16 protein-coding genes and 1 tRNA gene are annotated in these 17,285 nt (G+C 71.3%); 4 read left to right on the top strand and 13 right to left on the bottom strand.

The features are described 5' to 3' along the window. Positions 1 to 90: 90 nt before the first annotated feature. The 3 genes from ACOKGD_RS10140 to ACOKGD_RS10150 all read right to left on the bottom strand — a co-directional run bounded on the left by ACOKGD_RS10140 (position 91) and on the right by ACOKGD_RS10150 (position 2,640). The gene (locus tag ACOKGD_RS10140) at positions 91 to 1,128 is read right to left on the bottom strand and encodes a ribose-phosphate diphosphokinase (protein ID WP_342337197.1); all 1,038 of its coding nucleotides are present in this window, start codon (positions 1,126 to 1,128) and stop codon (positions 91 to 93) included. A gap of 8 nt (positions 1,129 to 1,136) precedes the next feature. Further along, positions 1,137 to 2,567 carry a bifunctional UDP-N-acetylglucosamine diphosphorylase/glucosamine-1-phosphate N-acetyltransferase GlmU gene (gene glmU / locus ACOKGD_RS10145; protein WP_342337198.1) on the bottom strand — a complete coding sequence of 477 codons (1,431 nt, stop codon included), beginning with the start codon at positions 2,565 to 2,567 and terminating at the stop codon, positions 1,137 to 1,139. Between the two features lies 1 nt (position 2,568). Beyond that, positions 2,569 to 2,640: transfer RNA gene (locus ACOKGD_RS10150), tRNA-Gln, on the bottom strand. Between the two features lie 108 nt (positions 2,641 to 2,748). On the opposite strand from ACOKGD_RS10150, the gene ACOKGD_RS10155 reads away from it, so the two are divergent. Continuing rightward, positions 2,749 to 3,258 carry a MarR family winged helix-turn-helix transcriptional regulator gene (locus ACOKGD_RS10155; RefSeq protein WP_342337199.1) on the top strand — a complete coding sequence of 170 codons (510 nt, stop codon included), beginning with the start codon at positions 2,749 to 2,751 and terminating at the stop codon, positions 3,256 to 3,258. Between the two features lie 75 nt (positions 3,259 to 3,333). On the opposite strand, the gene ACOKGD_RS10160 is transcribed toward ACOKGD_RS10155, so the two are convergent. Continuing rightward, entirely contained in the window at positions 3,334 to 3,978 is a 645-nt protein-coding gene (locus tag ACOKGD_RS10160) for a TetR family transcriptional regulator C-terminal domain-containing protein (protein ID WP_342337200.1), read from the bottom strand. An 89-nt stretch (positions 3,979 to 4,067) separates the two neighbouring features. Between ACOKGD_RS10160 and ACOKGD_RS10165 the strand changes: the two genes are divergently transcribed. Continuing rightward, entirely contained in the window at positions 4,068 to 4,991 is a 924-nt protein-coding gene (locus tag ACOKGD_RS10165; protein WP_342337201.1) for an alpha/beta hydrolase, read from the top strand. Here ACOKGD_RS10165 and ACOKGD_RS10170 read toward each other — a convergent pair. Continuing rightward, entirely contained in the window at positions 4,972 to 6,780 is a 1,809-nt protein-coding gene (locus tag ACOKGD_RS10170; RefSeq protein WP_342337202.1) for an ABC-F family ATP-binding cassette domain-containing protein, read from the bottom strand. The two genes, ACOKGD_RS10165 and ACOKGD_RS10170, sit on opposite strands and share 20 nt — an antisense overlap. A gap of 151 nt (positions 6,781 to 6,931) precedes the next feature. On the opposite strand from ACOKGD_RS10170, the gene ACOKGD_RS10175 reads away from it, so the two are divergent. After that, positions 6,932 to 7,879, top strand: a complete 948-nt coding sequence (locus ACOKGD_RS10175; protein ID WP_342337203.1) for an alpha/beta hydrolase — start codon at positions 6,932 to 6,934, stop codon at positions 7,877 to 7,879. A gap of 40 nt (positions 7,880 to 7,919) precedes the next feature. Continuing rightward, positions 7,920 to 8,654: an alpha/beta fold hydrolase gene (locus tag ACOKGD_RS10180; RefSeq protein WP_342337204.1), complete on the top strand. Its 735-nt coding sequence runs from the start codon at positions 7,920 to 7,922 to the stop codon at positions 8,652 to 8,654. Positions 8,655 to 8,751: 97 nt separating this feature from the next. Here the strand turns inward: ACOKGD_RS10180 and ACOKGD_RS10185 are convergent, their stop codons facing one another. From ACOKGD_RS10185 to ACOKGD_RS10220, 8 genes are all read right to left on the bottom strand, one after another. After that, positions 8,752 to 9,600 (bottom strand): SDR family NAD(P)-dependent oxidoreductase, encoded by an 849-nt coding sequence (locus ACOKGD_RS10185; RefSeq protein WP_342337205.1) that lies wholly within the window; start codon positions 9,598 to 9,600, stop codon positions 8,752 to 8,754. 127 nt (positions 9,601 to 9,727) lie between these two features. Next, positions 9,728 to 10,852 (bottom strand): sugar-binding protein, encoded by a 1,125-nt coding sequence (locus ACOKGD_RS10190; RefSeq protein WP_342337206.1) that lies wholly within the window; start codon positions 10,850 to 10,852, stop codon positions 9,728 to 9,730. 37 nt (positions 10,853 to 10,889) lie between these two features. Further along, entirely contained in the window at positions 10,890 to 12,233 is a 1,344-nt protein-coding gene (gene mmsB / locus ACOKGD_RS10195; protein WP_342337207.1) for a multiple monosaccharide ABC transporter permease, read from the bottom strand. A gap of 19 nt (positions 12,234 to 12,252) precedes the next feature. Beyond that, positions 12,253 to 13,785 (bottom strand): multiple monosaccharide ABC transporter ATP-binding protein, encoded by a 1,533-nt coding sequence (mmsA, locus tag ACOKGD_RS10200; protein WP_342337489.1) that lies wholly within the window; start codon positions 13,783 to 13,785, stop codon positions 12,253 to 12,255. A gap of 183 nt (positions 13,786 to 13,968) precedes the next feature. Further along, complete coding sequence (locus ACOKGD_RS10205; protein ID WP_342337208.1) at positions 13,969 to 14,988, bottom strand: LacI family DNA-binding transcriptional regulator; 1,020 nt, start codon at positions 14,986 to 14,988, stop codon at positions 13,969 to 13,971. Positions 14,989 to 15,115: 127 nt separating this feature from the next. Beyond that, complete coding sequence (locus tag ACOKGD_RS10210) at positions 15,116 to 15,835, bottom strand: ABC transporter permease (protein WP_342337209.1); 720 nt, start codon at positions 15,833 to 15,835, stop codon at positions 15,116 to 15,118. Next, positions 15,832 to 16,473 carry an ABC transporter permease gene (locus ACOKGD_RS10215; RefSeq protein WP_342337210.1) on the bottom strand — a complete coding sequence of 214 codons (642 nt, stop codon included), beginning with the start codon at positions 16,471 to 16,473 and terminating at the stop codon, positions 15,832 to 15,834. Before ACOKGD_RS10215 ends, ACOKGD_RS10210 begins: the two co-directional genes overlap by 4 nt. Beyond that, positions 16,470 to 17,285 (bottom strand): ABC transporter ATP-binding protein, encoded by an 816-nt coding sequence (locus tag ACOKGD_RS10220; protein WP_342337211.1) that lies wholly within the window; start codon positions 17,283 to 17,285, stop codon positions 16,470 to 16,472. Before ACOKGD_RS10220 ends, ACOKGD_RS10215 begins: the two co-directional genes overlap by 4 nt.

Here is a 17,285-nt window from a genome sequence, read left to right on the forward strand (position 1 = left end):
CGCCCCGGACGCCAGACGGGGTGACGGTCCGAAGACCATCACCCCGTCTGGCGTCACCGGCGGCTGTCGCTCACCGGCTGTGCGCAGGTGTCAGGCGGCGCCGTCGAACATGCTCGTGACGGAGCCGTCGTCGAAGACCTCGCGGATCGCGCGGGCCAGCAGGTCGGCCGCCGACAGCACGGTGAGGCTCGGGAAGCGGCGGTCCTCCGAGATCGGGACGGTGTCGGTGACGACGACCTCGTCGATCGACGAGTCCTGCAGGCGCTCGACAGCCGGCGGGCTGAAGATCGCGTGCGTGGCCGCGACGATGACCTTGCGGGCGCCGTTGGCCTTGAGGGCCTGGGCGGCCTTGACGATCGTGCCGCCGGTGTCGATCATGTCGTCGACGAGGAGGCAGGTGCGACCCTCGACCTGGCCGACGATGTCGTGCACGGTGACCTGGTTGGCGACCTTGGGGTCGCGACGCTTGTGGATGATCGCCAGCGGGGCGCCGAACTCGTCGGCCCACGTGTCGGCGACGCGCACACGACCCATGTCCGGCGAGACGACCGTGAGGGTCTCGCGGTCCTCGCCCACCAGCGACTTCTCGAAGTAGCGCGCGAGGATCGACTTCGCGAACAGGTGGTCGACGGGGCCGTTGAAAAAGCCCTGGATCTGCGCGGCGTGCAGGTCGATGCTCATGATGCGGTCGGCGCCGGCCGTGGCGATGAGGTCGGTGACGAGACGGGCCGAGATCGGCTCGCGGCCGCGGCCCTTCTTGTCCTGGCGCGAGTACGGGTAGTACGGCGCGACGACGGTGATGCGCTTGGCCGACGAGCGCTTGAGCGCGTCGAGCATGATCAGCATCTCCATGAGCCACTCGTTCACGGGGCTGCCGAACGACTGGATGAGGAACACATCGGCGCCGCGCATCGAGGTCTCGAAGCGCGTGTAGATCTCGCCCGAGGCGAAGACCCGGCGCTCGGTCGGGGCGACCTCGATGCCGAGCTGCGCGGCGATCGCGTGAGCCAGCTCCGGGTGGGAGCCGCCGGAGACGACGACGAGGCGCTTCTTGGTCTTCGAGACGATGCCGGGCGCGATGCCCTTCTCGCGCTCGTGGTCGGTGGTCGTCTTGTTCTTGCGCGCCATCGGCTGCCTTACTCTGCGCTCTGGGCCCGCGCCGCGGCGTCTGCCGCTGCGGTTCCCGCTCGGTTCTTCTCGACCCACCCCTCGACATTGCGCTGAGGGGCGACACTGAGGGCGAGGGCACCGGCCGGCACATCCTTGCGGACGACCGCCCCGGCACCGGTCTTCGCTCCGGCACCCAGCTTAACGGGCGCGACGAATACGTTATGAGAGCCCGTGTGCACCTCGTCGCCGATCTCGGTGCGGTGCTTGTGGATGTCGTCGTAGTTGGCGGTGATCGCCCCGGCGCCCAGATTCACGCCGCGACCGATCGTGGTGTCGCCGATGTAGGACAGGTGCGGGACCTTGGATCCCTCGCCGATCTGGGAGTTCTTGATCTCGACGTAGGTGCCCACCTTCGCGCCCGCTGCCAGCTCGGCTCCCGCGCGCAGGTACGCGTAGGGGCCGACGTTCGCGCCGGCGCCGATCACGGCGAGCGTCGCGTCGGCACGACGGATGACCGCATTCTCACCGACCTCGCAGTCGACGAGCGAGGTGTCGGGGCCGATCTTGGCGCCCTCGGCAACCGTGGTGGCCCCCAGGATGTGCGTGTTGGGCAGGATCGTGACGTCCTGCGCGAGCGTGGCGGTGTCATCGATCCAGGTCGTCGCCGGATCCTGGATCGTGACGCCCTGGCGCTGCCAGTGGTTCACGATGCGCGCGTTGAGGATGGCCGCGGCCTCCGACAGCTGCACGCGGTCGTTCACCCCCAGCGCGATGCGGGCGTCGCGGGCGGCGCGCGCCGCGACCTGGCGACCGGCGGCGCGCAGCAGCCGCACGACGTCGGTCAGGTACATCTCGCCCTGCGCGTTGGCCGTGGTGACCTGGGCGAGGCTGTCGCGCAGCGAGGCCGCACGGAAGACGTAGACGCCGGCGTTGATCTCGGCGACCGCGGCCTCCTCGTCCGACGCGTCCTTCTGCTCGACGATGCGCGCCACCGAGCCGTCGGCGTCGCGGATCACGCGGCCGTAGCCGGTGGGATCATCGAGCGTGGCGCTCAGCAGCGTGGCCTCGGCGGCGGTGCTGCGGTGCTCGTCGAGCAGAGCGGCGAGGGTGTCGACGTCGAGCAGCGGAACATCGCCCGAGAGCACGAGCACGTCGCCGTCGAACCCGTCGGGCAGGGCCTGGACCGCGAGCTGCACGGCGCGGCCGGTGCCGGGGATCTCGTCCTGGTCGACGGCCTCGACGCCCGGGATGTCCTCGAGCACCTGGACCACGCGGTCGCGCTCGTGGCGCACGACGACGCGCACGTCCGACGCAGGCAGCTGCTGCGCCGTGTGCAGCACGTGCCCCAGCAGCGTGCGCCCGCCGATGGGGTGCAGAACCTTGGGCAGGGACGAGCGCATGCGGGTTCCCTGGCCTGCGGCGAGGATGACGATCGCGAGCGCGGTGTTATCGGTCATGCTCCGCCACCAGGATTCGAACCTGGTCCTCACAGCTCCAAAGGCTGTCGTGCTGCCGTTACACCATGGCGGAAGAACGCCGTCAGACGCTCGGGGTCCAGTCTGCCATTCGCGGTCGGTGCTCGCCGGAACCCCCGATCGCGTGGAACGCGCCGGCGGCGCGCACGGGGATAATGAGCGCATGACATCCGAGACGGACGAGGTCGACCGCATCGTCGGCGCGTGGGCGCAGCAGCGCCCCGACCTCGACTTCTCGCCCATGGAGGTCCTCTCCCGCGTCGACCGGCTCTCCCGCCACCTCGACCGCGCCCGGCGAGAGGCGTTCCGGCGCACCGACATCGAGCCCTGGGAATGGGATGTCCTCTCGGCGCTGCGCCGCTCCGGCGACCCGTATCAGCTCAGCCCGAAGCAGCTGCTGCAGCAGACCCTCGTCTCGAGCGGCACGATGACCAACCGGATCGACCGGCTCGTCGGGCGCCGTTTTGTGCGCCGCGAGGCCGATCCGGGTGACGGGCGCAGTGTGCTGGTCACGCTGACGGACGAGGGCCGGATCCGGGTGGATGCGGCGATCACGCGCCTGATGGACGCCGAGGCCGTGCTGCTGGGCACGCTGAACGGGTCGGAGCGCGACCGCCTGGCGACCCTGCTGCGCCGACTCAGCCTCGGCTTCGACACGGCGCCCCCGGCCTGAGCCGACCGCCGCTCAGATCAGGCCGGCGCCGTCCGGCGCGTCGATGGCGTCACCGCGCCGCGCGGCCTTCCCGGCTCAGCTGAGCGCGTCGAGGGCCGCGGGGTCGGCGCCGGCGGCGAGCAGGCGGTCGCGCATCGCGGCGCCGGCGAGGTCGTAGGCGCGATCCTCGCCGCTGAGCAGCGAGCGGGCGTTCGCCTCGGTGAAGTACGCGAGCAGCTCGAAGGCCAGGCGCTCCGGGTCGGCGCCGGCCGTCAGCTCGCCCGACGAGGCGGCGTGCCGCAGCTGGGCCTCGACGTACCCCCGCCACAGCGCCTGCCACCGCCGCACCTCGTCGCGCACCGGCCCCGGCTTCGAGTCGACGTCGGCGCTGATCGCCGAGAAGAAGCAGCCGCCGGTGAACACCCGCTCGCGGGAGTAGTCGAGAACACCCTGGAGCAGCGCGGCGACGCGGCCGGCGCCGTGGGGCCGGGCACGAGCCGGTTCGACGACGCGCAGCCGGAACACCTCGGCGGCGGTCGCCACGGTCGCGAGCTGCAGCGCCTCCTTGCCGCGGAACAGCGTCGCGATGCTGCTCTTGCTGTGACCGGACACCTCGGAGAGACGCCCGAAGCTGAGCCCGTCGAGCCCCTCGACCGACGCGAGGTCGGCGGCATGGCCGAGGATCACCCTCCGGGAGGCATCGCCTCGCGCCCGTCGCCCGTCGGCCGTTGTGGTCTCCATGGCCCCAGTATACGAACGGTCGTGCGTTTTGATCCGGAAGGGTCTACATTTACACACGATCGTACGTAAACATCCTTCGAGGAGCCGTTATGGATCGCTTCACCCCCGCCCGCGCCGGCCTTCGCGCGGCCGCACTCGTCCCCGCACTGGGCAGCCGGATCGCCCTGCGGATGTTCTTCACGACCCAGCCCCGGATGCCGCTCCGCCCCGACGAGGAGGCCACCGACCTCGTCGCGCGCCGCCGCGCGATCACGGTGCGCGGCGAGCGCGTCGTCACCTACACGTGGGGTGCCGGAGTCGATGCCGCGCTGCTCGTGCATGGCTGGCGCGGCCGCTCCGCGCAGTTCGCGCCGCTCGTGCGCGAGCTCGTCGCCGAGGGCTTCCGCGTCGTCGCCTTCGATGCGCCCAGCCACGGCGCCTCGACGGGGCGGCGCACCGACATCCGCGACTGGCTGGACGCGATCCGGCAGCTGGAGAGCCTCGAGGGCCCCTTCCACCTGCTCGCCGGCCACTCGTTCGGCGCGCTGGCGGCGCTCACGGCCGCGCGCGAGGGCGTGTCCGCCGATGCCGTCGCGGCGCTCTCGGGCGCCGGCTCCCCCGCCGTGTTCATCGACCGGTTCGCGGACCTGGCCTCTATCCCCGAGCGGGTGCGGCGCCGGTTCCCGCGCGACTTCGCGCGCCGCATCGGCGAGAGCACGGCATCCGCCGCGCGCCGCTACGACGCGGTCGCCCATCCCCTGCCGAGCCACGTCGCCCTGCTCGCGGTGCACGACACCGGCGACCGCCAGGTGCCGCTCGCGGCCTCCGAGTCGCTGGTCGCCGCACACGGCGACCGCGCGCGGCTGGTGCGCACCGCGGGCTGGGGCCACGGGCGGATCCTCGGTGCCGGCCCGCTGCTCGACGCGGTGGTCGCGCTGGCGCGCGGCGGCCTCGCGGCCGTCGACGCCGCCCGCTCCGCCGAAGCCGAGGCCGGAGCCGGAGCCGGAGCCGAGATCAGCCGATCGACTCCGTGAGCTCGAACCAGCGCTCCTCGGCGGCCTCGATCTCGCTCTGCAGCGCCGAGATGGCCTCCATCTCGCGCCCGAGGCCGGCATAGTCCGCCTGGTCGTGATCGGCCAGGGCCGTCCGCGCCTTGTCGACCTGCTGGCTGAGCTTCGCGATCCTGCGCTCGAGGGCGGTGATCTCCTTCTGCGCGGTGCGCAGCTCGGCGCCCTGCAGGCCCGCGGTCGCCACCGCCTGGGCGACCGCCGACTTCGCGGGCGTGTTCTGCTCGAGCTGGCGCAGCTTCAGGTACTCGTCGACCCCGCCGGGCAGGTGACGCAGCCGTCCCCCTTCGCCCTCGGGCCCCCGCAGGATCGCGTACTGGTTGTCGGTGACCCGCTCGAGGAAGTACCGGTCGTGGCTCACCACGATGAGCGTCCCGGGCCAGGAGTCGAGCAGATCCTCCATCGCCGCCAGCATGTCGGTGTCGAGATCGTTGGTCGGCTCATCCAGGATCAGCACGTTGGGCTGATCGAGCAGGATCAGCAGCAGCTGCAGCCGGCGCTTCTGGCCGCCCGAGAGATCCTTGACCGGCGTCGAGAGCTGCGCGCTCGAGAAGCCCATGCGCTCGAGCAGCTGGCCGGGCGTGAGCTCGGTCGCCTTCGACCCGGACCCGAACGCATAGGTGGTGCGCAGGCTCGCGATCACCACGCGCACCGGGTCGTTCATGTGCTCCTCGAGCTCGTCGAGGCGCTGCGTGAGGGTGGCGACCTTGACGGTCGTGCCGCGCTTGACGCGGCCCGTCGTCGGCTCGACGGTGCCCGAGATCAGGCTGAGCAGCGTCGACTTGCCCGCGCCGTTGACACCGAGGATGCCGGTGCGCTCGCCGGGCGCCAGGCGCCACTCGACGTGCTCGATCACCTTCTTCTCGCCGTAGGAGACGGACACGTCCAACAGATCGACGACGTCCTTGCCGAGACGCGAGACCGCCAGCGACGACAGCTCGGTCTTGTTGCGGATCTCGGGGACGTCCTCGATCAGCTGGTTCGCGGCGTCGATACGGAACTTGGGCTTCGAGGTGCGCGCGGGAGCGCCGCGGCGCAGCCAGGCGAGCTCCTTGCGAGCGAGGTTCTGGCGACGCTGCTCGATCGCGGCGGCCTGGCGGTCGCGCTCGACGCGCTGCAGGATGTACGCGGCGTAGCCGCCCTCGAAGGGGTCGACGATGCGGTCGTGGACCTCCCACGTCATCGTGCAGACCTCGTCGAGGAACCAGCGGTCGTGGGTGACGGTGAGCAGGCCACCGGCGTTCGGCGCCCATCGTTTCTTCAGGTGGGCGGCGAGCCACGCGATGGCCTCGACGTCGAGGTGGTTCGTGGGCTCGTCGAGCGCGAGGACGTCCCAGTCCCCGGCGAGCAGCGCCGCCAGGGCGACGCGGCGGCGCTGTCCGCCCGAGAGCGTGCCGAGCTTCGCATCCCACGGCAGGTCGGTGAGCAGCCCCGCGATGACGTCGCGCACCTTCGGGTCGCCGGCCCAGACGTGCTCGGGGATGTCGCCCACCACGGCACCGCCGATCGTGAGGTCGTCATCCAGCGTGTCCGCCTGATCCAGGACGCCGATCGTCACCCCGCCGCGGACGGTCACGCGACCCCCGTCGGGCTCCTTGATGCCCGCCAGCATGCCGAGCAGGCTCGACTTGCCATCGCCGTTGCGGCCGACGATGCCGATGCGGTCGCCCTCGTTCACGCCCAGCGAGACGGAATCGAAGACCACCTTGGTCGGGTATTCGAGGTGCAGGGACTCGGCCCCCAGAAGATGCGCCATAAGGGTTCCCAGCGTATTCGAGCGCGCCTGGGGGGTTGTCCGGGCCGGGCCCGCGGTCGGCCTGTCACACGCCGAGACGGCGCCTGGTCATATCTGCAGGCCCGCGACCTCGTGTGGCCCCGCCCTATCCGACCGAGAAGTGAGGACCGAGATGACTGAACACATCCTGCAGCCAGAGGCGCAGGCATTCGCCGACGCGGCCGCCCAGCCGCCCACGCTCGTCGAGCGCGGCGTCGACGGCGCGCGTCGACTGCTCGACGAGGTGCAGGCGGCCCCCGTGCCGCTGCCGGACATCGCCGACGAATGGCACACCGTGCCCGCCGAGGTCGGCGAGGTGCGAGTCCGCGTGGTGAAGCCCCGGAACGCGGAGGGGATCCTCCCCGTGGTGCTGTACGTGCACGGCGGGGGCTGGGTGCTGGGAAACGCGGGCACCCACGACCGCCTGGTGCGCGAGCTGGCCGTCGGGGTCGACGCCGCGGTGGTCTTCGTCGAATACGACCGCTCCCCCGAGGCGCGGCATCCCGTCGCCGTCGAGCAGGCCTATGCCACCGCCCGGTGGATCGGGGCGAACGCCGAGGCGCTGGGGGTCGACGCCTCCCGGCTGGCCATCGCGGGCGATTCGGTGGGCGGGAACATGGCCACCGTCGTCGCGATCCTCGCGAAGCGACGGGGCGACGTCCGCTTCGTCCACCAGTCGCTCTACTACCCCGTCACCGACGCCGGCATGGACACCGCCAGCTACACCGAGTTCGCCGAGGGATTCCACCTGCGGGCCGACGCGATGGCCTGGTTCTGGGACTGCTATCTGCCCGACGTGGACGCGCGCGCCGATGTGACCGCGTCTCCCCTGCGCGCCCCGCTCGACGAGCTCGCCGGGCTGCCGGAGACCTTCCTCATCGTGGACGAGAACGATGTCCTCCGCGACGAGGGCGAGGCGTACGGGCGCAAGCTCATCCGGGCCGGCGTGCGCACCACCCTGGTGCGCTACGACGCGACGATCCACGACTTCATGATGCTCAACCCGCTGCGTCCGTCCGCCGCCACGTTCGCGGCGGTCGCCCAGGCGATCGACGTCCTCCGCACGGCGCTGCGCGCCTGATCCTCCGCCCCCTCTCTCCCCCGAACCGAAAGGCAAGACCATGAACGATCAGAATCCCACCATCGTCCTCGTGCACGGCGCCTTCGCCGAGTCCGCCCCCTGGGACGCCGTGATCTCCCGCCTGCACCACGCCGGCATGCGCGTCGTCGCCGCCGCCAACCCGCTGCGCAGCCTGGCCGGCGACGCCGCCTACGTGCGCGACATCGTCGGATCCATCGGCGGTCCCGTTGTGCTCGTCGGGCATTCGTACGGCGGCCTCGTCATCACGGAGGCCGCCGCCGAGAACCCCGCCGTCGTCGGCCTCGTGTACGCCTCCGCGTTCGCGCCCGACACCGGCGAGAGTGCGTTCAGCCTGTCGACGAGCGCTCCCGGCAGCACGCTCGGCGACGCACTCGCCGCCTATCCCGTCGCCACCGGCGGCAACGAGTTCGCGATCCGCGCGGAGGCGTTCCACACCCAGTTCGCGGCCGACGTGCCCGAGGCCCGGGCCGCACTGATGGCGGCGACGCAGCGCCCCGTCACCCAGGCGGCCCTGTCCGAGGGGCTGCCGACCGCGCGACCGGCGTGGAAGGACATCCCCTCCTGGCACGTCTTCGGCGACCAGGATCGCAACATCCCCGTCGAGGTGTTCCGGGCCGGCGCCGAACGGGCCGGGGCACGCGAGGCGCACGAGGTGGCCGGAGCATCCCACGCGATCAGCGTTTCGCGGCCCGACGCGGTCGCGGCCACGATCGCCGCGGCCGCGCGCGCCGTCGCGGGCGCGCCCGTCGCGTGACACCCGTCGCCGCTTCCGACGACTCCCACGGCCAGAAGGGCCGCCCGGTCGATGACCGGGCGGCCCACCTGCGGATCCGCGGGCTCCGATCCGGCCGTCAGCGGCCCGGGCGCCCCGTGAAGCGGTCCATCGACGAGTAGACGTGGAACACGCGATCGGCGATCAGGTCCCATGCCCGCGTGGGCAGGACGCCGCGCAGGGCCATCGCGAGCTTCACGGTCCAGGGCTTCATCACCACGGCGCGCCCCGCGCGCATGCCGCGCCAGGCCGCATCGACCGCCCGCCCGGGCGTCATGATCGGGGTCAGCAGCGGGCCGCGGGCGCCGGCGAACATGCCGGTCGAGACGTAGCTCGGGCAGAAGGTGGTCACCGCGACGTGCCGGGCACCGCCGCGCACGAGCTCGAGCCGCAGCGACTCGCTCCAGCCGATCATCGCCCACTTCGAGGCGGCGTAGACGCTCATGTTCGGGTTGGCGAGCGTGCCGGCCGCGGAGGCGACGTTGAGGATCCGCTTCGGTCGCGCCGTGTCCGCCATCATCGCGGGCAGCACCTCGCGCGTCAGCCACATGGGCGCCAGCGTGTTCACCCGCATCGTCCCCTCGATGTCGCGCTCGGCGGTGTGCTCCCAGAACGGCGCCCCGCGCACCACCCCCGCGTTGTTGATCAGGATGTCCGGGGATCCGACCTCCGCCACCGTCCGGGCCATCCCCGCGCGCACCCCATCGAGGCGGGAGATGTCCGCGGCGATCGTCGCGATGGTCAGCCCCGGGCGCTCCAGCGCCGCGGCGAGCGCGGCGAGCGCCGGCTCGTCGACATCCCACAGCGCGAGCGCGGCGGCTCCCTCGGCCGCGGCGCGGCGGGCATAGAGCTCGCCCATCCCGCGGGCGGCGCCCGTGACCAGCACGGTCGCACCGCTGACGGGGTCGGTCGGGGTCGGTGACGTCATCGTCGGGCCTCCTCGGATCGGCTGCTGGTCAGCCTAGGGGCGCGTCCGGGCTCCGCTCGACGACGAGGGCCGCCCGGTTCGCGAACCGGGCGGCCCTCGCGCAGCGGATCCGAGGATCCCCCGCGGGTCAGAACGACTTCACGATCTCCAGCAGGCTCGGGACGTTGGCGTACGCCTCGAGAGCGTTCTCCTTCGTCACGATGACCGGGTCGAGCAGGTAGGCGGGAACGACCTTCACGCCGTTGTCGTACTGCTCGGTGTCGTTGACGTCGACCTCCTCGCCGGCCTGCAGCTGACCGATCATCTTGATGGTCTGCTCGACGAGCAGGGTGGTGTCCTTGTTGATCGTGGAGAACTGGCGGCCCTCCATGATCCAGCGCACCGACTCGGCCTCCGAGTCCTGACCGGTCACGACCGGCTGCTTCTTGCCCGCCTGCTCGACCGAGGTCAGGATCGCGCGGGCGAGCGTGTCATTGGGCGAGAGCACGCCGTCGAGCTCCTTGTCGCCGTACGTCGAGGTGAGCAGGCCGTCCATGCGCTCCTGCGCGTTCTCGGGCAGCCAACCCTGCGTCGCGGTCTGACCGATCTCGGTCTGCCCCGACCCCACGACCAGCGTGCCGTCGTCGATCTTCGGCTGGAGGACCTCCATGGCGCCGTTGAAGAACACGGCCGAGTTGGCGTCGTCGGGCGAGCCCGAGAACAGCTCGATGTTGTACGGGGCGTCGTGACCGGCCAGCTGGTCGAGCCCGTCGAGCAGCGCCTGCCCCTGCAGCTGACCGACCTTGAAGTTGTCGAACGCGACGTAGAAGTCGACGGCCTCGGTGTTCTCGATGAGACGGTCGTAGGCGATGACGTAGGCGCCTGCATCGCGCGCCGCCTCGACCTGGGTGGAGAGCTGCTTGCCGTCCTTCGCGCCGATGACGATGACCTTCGCCCCGGACGTCACCATCGCCTGGATCTGGTTCTGCTGCTCGGCGACGGTGTTGCTGGCGGGGGCGTACTGCACGTCGGGGACGAACCCGGCCTCCTCGAGACCCTTCTCGAACAGGTCGCCCGCGAGCACCCAGTTCTCGCTGGTCTTGTCGGGCAGCGCGACGCCGATGCGCGATCCGGCCTCGAAGCCGGCCGGCGCCTCGGTGTCACCGGGCTCGGCGCCGCCCCCGTCGCCGCCCCCGCGCTCCGAGGTGCAGCCGGTCAGGCCGATCGCCAGCGCGGCGAAGGCCGCGACGGCGGTGAAAGCGATCTTCTTCATGTGGTTGCCACTTTCTGTGTTGGGACGAGGTCGCGGCTCAGCGGCGAGCCACGGTCTCCTTGCTTCCCGCCGCGTCAGCGCCGGTGGGAGTCGTGAAGTCGTCGAACGCGCCGGCCGAGGCGCGACGACGGCTGAGGATGAGGCCCGTGATGGAGGGCCGGCCCTGCTGCTTGTTCCAGACGTCGATGCCGACGGCGACGAGCAGCACCAGGCCCTTGATCATCGACACCTGCGAGGCGTCGACGCCGAGCAGCGAGAGGCCGTTGTTGAGGAAGGCCATCACGAGACCGCCGATGATCGATCCGATCACCGTGCCGATGCCGCCCGACACGGCCGCCCCGCCGATGAACACGGAGGCGATGGCGTCGAGCTCCCAGCCGTTGCCGTCCTGGGGGCCGGAGGCGGTGGCGCGGGCCACGTAGATCATGCCGGCGATGGCCGCCAGGATCGACATGTTCATCATCACGAAGAAGTCGACCCGGCGATCCTTCACGCCCGACAGCCGCGCCGCCTGGCGGTTGCCGCCGACCGCGTAGATGTGGCGGCCGGCGACCGTGCTGTTCGTGACGAACGAGTACGCCACCACCAGCACGAGCAGGATGATGCCGGACACGGGGAAGCTGGTGCCCTCGCGCCCGGTGGCGAACATCCACCCGGCCCAGAGGATCACGCCGGCCAGCACGGCCATCTTCACCAGGCTGACCCACAGCGGCGCCTTCGCGGCGCCCATCTTGGCCTGGATGCGGCGCAGGCGCAGCTCGTTGAACACGATCCACGCGACCCCGAGCAGGGCGAGGATCATCGTGGGCACGTTGAACGGCAGCGGCAGGGCGACCTCCGGCAGGTAGCCGGCGCCGATGTAGACGAACTCGCGCGGCACCGAGATGGTCTGCGAGTCGCCGATCCACTGGTTCGCACCGCGGAAGAAGAGCATGCCGGCGAGGGTCACGATGAACGCGGGCACGCCGACGACCGCGACCCACAGTCCGTGCCACAGGCCCACGACCGCACCCACCACGAGGCCGAGGACGATGGCCAGCGGCCACGCGATGTTCCACTCGGACATCGCCATCGCGACGATGATGCCGACGAACGCCGCGACCGATCCCACCGACAGGTCGATGTGGCCCATGATGATCACCATCACCATGCCGATCGCCAGGATCAGGATGTACGAGTACTGGTTGACGACGTTGATCAGGTTGCCGCTCGAGAGCGTGAGGCCGCCGGTGAGCACCTGGAACAGCAGGATGATCACGATCAGCGCGCCGAGGATGCCGAACTGGCGCGAGACGGACGTGCCCGTGCCGAACATCGTGCGGATGTCGCTGAGGCGGAATCCGCCGCTCTCACCCGGGGTCGGGGTCTGGTTCGTGGTCATTTCGTCTCGCTTTGCTCGCTCAATGCGGCGCATGCTCTGCCGCCTTCTGGTTCAGGGAGGTCATGCTGCGCATCAGCGCCTCGGGGGTCGCGTCGGCGGCGTCGAGGCAGTCGGTGATCCGGCCCTCGAACACCGTGTAGATCCGGTCGGAGATGCCGAGCAGCTCGGGCAGCTCGCTGGAGATCACGATCACGCCCTTGCCGCTGGCCGCGAGCTCGTTGATGATCTGGTAGATCTCGTACTTCGCGCCGACGTCGATGCCGCGGGTGGGCTCGTCGAGGATCAGCAGATCCGGATCCGTGAACATCCACTTGGCCAGGACGACCTTCTGCTGGTTCCCGCCCGAGAGGGTCGAGACGCCGACCTCGACGCTCGGCGTCTTGATCCGCAGCGCGCGACGGTAGTCCTCGGCGACGGTGTGCTCGAGCCGCTCGTCGACGACGCCGCGGCGGGCGATCTTGGAGAGCTTCGCCGACACCGTCGAGCGCTTGATCGTGTCGAGCAGGTTCAGCCCGAGCACCTTGCGGTCCTCGCTGACGTACGCGAGGCCGTGCCGGATCGCGGTGGGGACGTCGACGAGCTCGATCTCGGCGCCGTCCTTGACGATCGTGCCGGACACGTACTCGCCGTAGGAGCGCCCGAAGATGCTCATGGCGAGCTCGGTGCGCCCGGCGCCCATGAGGCCCGCGAGGCCGACGACCTCGCCGCGGCGCACCGTGAGGCTCGACCCCTTCACCACGAAGCGCTCGCTGACGGTCGGGTGGCGCACGACCCAGTCGCGCACCTCGAAGAACACCTCGCCCGGGTGCGACTCGCGATCCGGGAACCGACTCTCGAGCGAGCGGCCCACCATGCCCCGGATGATCCGGTCCTCGTTGATCTCGCCGCGCCCGATGTCGAGCGTCTCGACCGGGCGGCCGTCGCGGATGATCGTGATCTCGTCGGCGATCTGCTCGATCTCGTTGAGCTTGTGGCTGATGATGATCGACGCGATGCCGCGGCCCTTCAGGTCGCGGATCAGGCCGAGCAGGTGCTGCGAGTCGTTCTCGTTGAGCGCGGCGGTGGGCTCGTCGAGGATCAGCAGCTGGACGTCCTTGTTCAGCGCCTTGGCGATCTCGACCAGCTGCTGCTTGCCGACGCCGAGGGCCTTGATCTGCGTGTCCGGGTCGTCGTGCAGCCCCACGCGCGCCAGCAGCTCGACCGCGCGCGCCCGTGCCGTGCGCCAGTCGATCGCGATGCCGGATGTCACCTCGTTGCCGAGGAAGATGTTCTCGGTGATCGAGAGCTCGGGGATGAGGGCGAGCTCCTGGTGGATGATCGCGATGCCCGCCGCCTCGCTCGCCCGGATGTCGCGGAAGCGCATCTCCTCGCCGCCCAGCAGGATGTCGCCGGTATACGTGCCGTAGGGGTACACCCCGGAGAGCACCTTCATCAGGGTCGACTTGCCCGCGCCGTTCTCGCCGCAGATGGCGTGGATCTCGCCCGCGCGCACCGTGAGGCTCACGTGCGCGAGGGCCTTGACGCCCGGGAACTCCTTCGAGATGTCGCGCATCTCGAGGATCGGCGGGGACGCCGCGTACACGGCTTCGGAAGTGCTCACATCGACCTCGCTGTCTGGGCCACCCGCAGTGCGGAACTCCCCTCATCGGGAGGACCTCGCCATCGAGGTTTGTGACCGTTCACATTCGAGACATCATGGTGCCCCGGCCGGGCCGGGCTGTCAAGGGTCCTCCGGTCAGCGACGACCGGAGGCGCCCGACGGCTCGGGCGCGAGGGCGGCGCTCGAGGCGCGCGCGACGAGCTGAGGCTCCAGCAGGCCGAGCGACGGGAGCTTCTCGCCGCGGATGCCCGCCAGCAGCAGCTCGACCGCCCGCCGGCCGAGCTCGCGGAAGTCCTGGTGGACCGTCGTGAGGGGCGGCCACACGTGCGGCGCGACGGGGATGTCGTCGAAGCCCACCACGCTGATGTCGCGTGGGACATCCAGGCCCGCGTCGCGGAAGCCGTGCATCAGACCGATGGCCATCAGATCGTTGGCCGCGAACACCGCGGTGAACCCGCCGCGTCGGGCGAGCTCGCGCCCGGCGAAATGGCCGAAGTCGGCCGTCCAGTCGCCGCGGATCGGCGCGATCGTCGGGAGGTCGGCGTCCAGCAGCGCGTCGAGGTAGCCGCGCATACGCGATTCGGCCTCGATCCAGTCCTGCGGACCGGCCAGGTGCACGATGTCGCGGTGGCCCAGCTCGATGAGATGGGCGGTGGCGAGCCGGGCGCCCTCGACCTGATCCGCCGCGAGCCGCTGCTCGGTCGCCCCGGACGCGGTCTGCAGGCTGACGTAGGGCACGTCGATCCGCATTCCCTGCAGGGCATGGAACACGCGCAGCTGCGGCGCGAGCACCACGATGCCGGCCACCTGCTCGCGCAGCAGCTGGCGCACGGCCGTCTCGATGGCCTCGGGCGTGGTCGCCGGCAGGTTCACGGTCGAGACCGAGTACCCCTGGGTGCGGGCCGCCTCCTCGATCGCGGCGATGGACGAGGCGGGGCCGAACTCTCCGATGCTCGCCGAGAGCACACCCAGCGTGTTGGAGCTGCGGGTGACGAGGGCACGAGCGGCGAGGTTCGGCCGGTAGTCGAGCTCGGAGATCGCGTCGAGCACCCGCTGCTTCGTCTCGGGCCGGATGCTCGGATGGTCGTTCAGGACGCGCGAGACCGTCTGGTGCGACACCTCCGCCAGGCGCGCGACATCGCGGATGCTCGGCATGCGCGAACGCTCACTCGCCTGATCCACGGGTGCTCCTGACTGCCCTCATCGCGCGGCTCCGGCGCCGGCGCGACCCGCCGCATCGGGTGCGGCGGTGAGGTGTGCACGTTCACACCTCGTCCCCTCATTATGCCGGGTGGGGCTCCCGACTCCGGACGCGGGGTCCGCCGGGCTCACCGGCCACGCGCAGATGCCGGGGCGCCGCGGCCCGCTGCAGCAGCGCGAACGCGCCGTCGAGGACCAGGGCGAGCGCCGCCACCGCCAGCGCGCCGCCGAGCACCTGATCGAACCGGCGCAGGGCGATCCCCTGGATGATGTCGTAGCCGAGACCCCCCAGCCCCACGTACGCGGCGAGGGTCACGGTGGCCACGACCTGCAGCACCGCCGACCTCAGGCCCGCGACAAGGAGCGACATCCCCAGAGGCACCTCGACCCGCCACAGGATCTGGGCCTCGCTCATCCCCTGCGCACGCGCCGCGTCGATGGTCGGGCGGTCGATCGCCTCGAGCCCCGCGTACGCACCGGCGAGGATCGGCGGGATGGCCAGCAGCACAAACGCCACGAGCGCGGCCGCGGGCTTCTGCGTGACCCCCATCAGCAGCACCAGCAGCAGGATCAGCCCGAACGACGGGATCGCGCGCGCGGCGCCCGAGAGGCCGACCGCGATCTCCCTGCCGCGCCCGGTGTGCCCGATCGCCCAGCCGGCCGGGATGGCCACGACCGCGGCGATCGCCACGGAGGCGAACGTGTAGCCGAGGTGCGCGAGCAGCGCCTGCGGCAGGGGGTGCGACCCGGTGAGCCGCTCGGTCGAGAACAGCCAGGCGAAGGCCTCCAGCAGCAGGTTCATGCGCGACGCGCCTTCGCCCAGGGCAGCAGGAGGCGGCCCGCCAGCACCAGCAGCAGGTCGACGACGAGGGCCACCACGGCCACCGCCACGACCCCCGCGAAGATCTCCTCGACGATGCGCCGCTGGAACCCGTTGGTGAACAGGTAGCCGAGATTCGTCACCCCGATGAGGATCCCGACGGTCGCCAGCGCCACCGTGCTCACCGCGGCCACGCGCAGGCCCGCGAGGATCACGGGGCCCGCCAGCGGCAGCTCCACGCCCCAGAAGCGCCGGGCGGGGCCGTAGCCGAGCGCGACGGCCGCGCGACGCACGTCGCCGTCGACCGCGTCGAAGCCGTCGGCCACCGCGCGCACCAGGATCGCCACGGCGTAGATCGTGAGCGCCAGCACCAGGTTCAGCTCGCTGAGCGCGCTGATCCCGAACACGACCGGCAGCAGCGGCAGCAGCGCGAGCGACGGCAGGGTGTACAGCAGCCCCGTGATCGCGATCACCGGGCCCCGCACGGCACGCCAGCGGTGCGCGACCCAGCCGAGCGGCAGCGCGACGAGCAGCCCCCACAGGATCGGCGGCAGGCTCTGGCGCAGGTGCTCGAGGGTGAGCGACAGGATCAGCCCCAGGTTGTCGAGGACCCAGGTCATCCGCGCAGGACCCCCTGCACCCGCCCGGAGCCGTCGACCACGACCGTGCCGTCGGGCGTCTGGCGCAGCGACAGCTCGCGGCGGCCCCCGGCGACGCCGACGAAGTCGGCCACGAAGTCGTCGGCGGGCGAGGCGAGGATCTCGGCGGGCGCGCCCTGCTGCACGATCCGGCCACCCGTCGCCAGGATCACCACCTCGTCGCCGAGCAGGAAGGCCTCATCGACGTCGTGCGTGACGAACAGGATGGTCTTGCCCAGCTCGGACTGCAGGCGCAGGAGCTCGTGCTGCAGCTCGCGGCGCACGATCGGATCGACCGCGCCGAACGGCTCGTCCATCAGCAGGATGTTCGGGTCGGCCGCGAGCGCCCGGGCGACGCCGACGCGCTGCTGCTGGCCGCCGGAGAGCTGCCCCGGGTAGCGGTAGGCGAGCTTCGCGTCGAGCCCGACGGTGGTCATGAGCTCGAGCGCGTGCTCGCGCGCCGCCCGGCGCGGCACACCGTTCAGCACGGGAACGGTGGCGACGTTGTCGATGACGCGCACGTGCGGCAGGAGGCCCGCCTGCTGCATGACGTACCCGACTCCGCGCCGCAGCGCGACCGGATCCTTCCGGAGCACGTCCTCGTCGTCGATCAGCACGGCGCCCGCCGACGGGTCGACCATGCGGTTCACCATGCGCAGCAGCGTGGTCTTTCCCGACCCGGACGAGCCCAGCAGCACAACGGTGCGATGCGAGGGGACGACGAGGCTGACGTCGTCGACCGCGACCGTGCCGTCGGGGTACTCCTTGCGGACGTGTCGGAACTCGATCCCCAC

Source organism: Microbacterium phosphatis, assembly GCF_049177115.1.
Taxonomy (GTDB): Bacteria; Actinomycetota; Actinomycetes; order Actinomycetales; family Microbacteriaceae; genus Microbacterium; species Microbacterium phosphatis.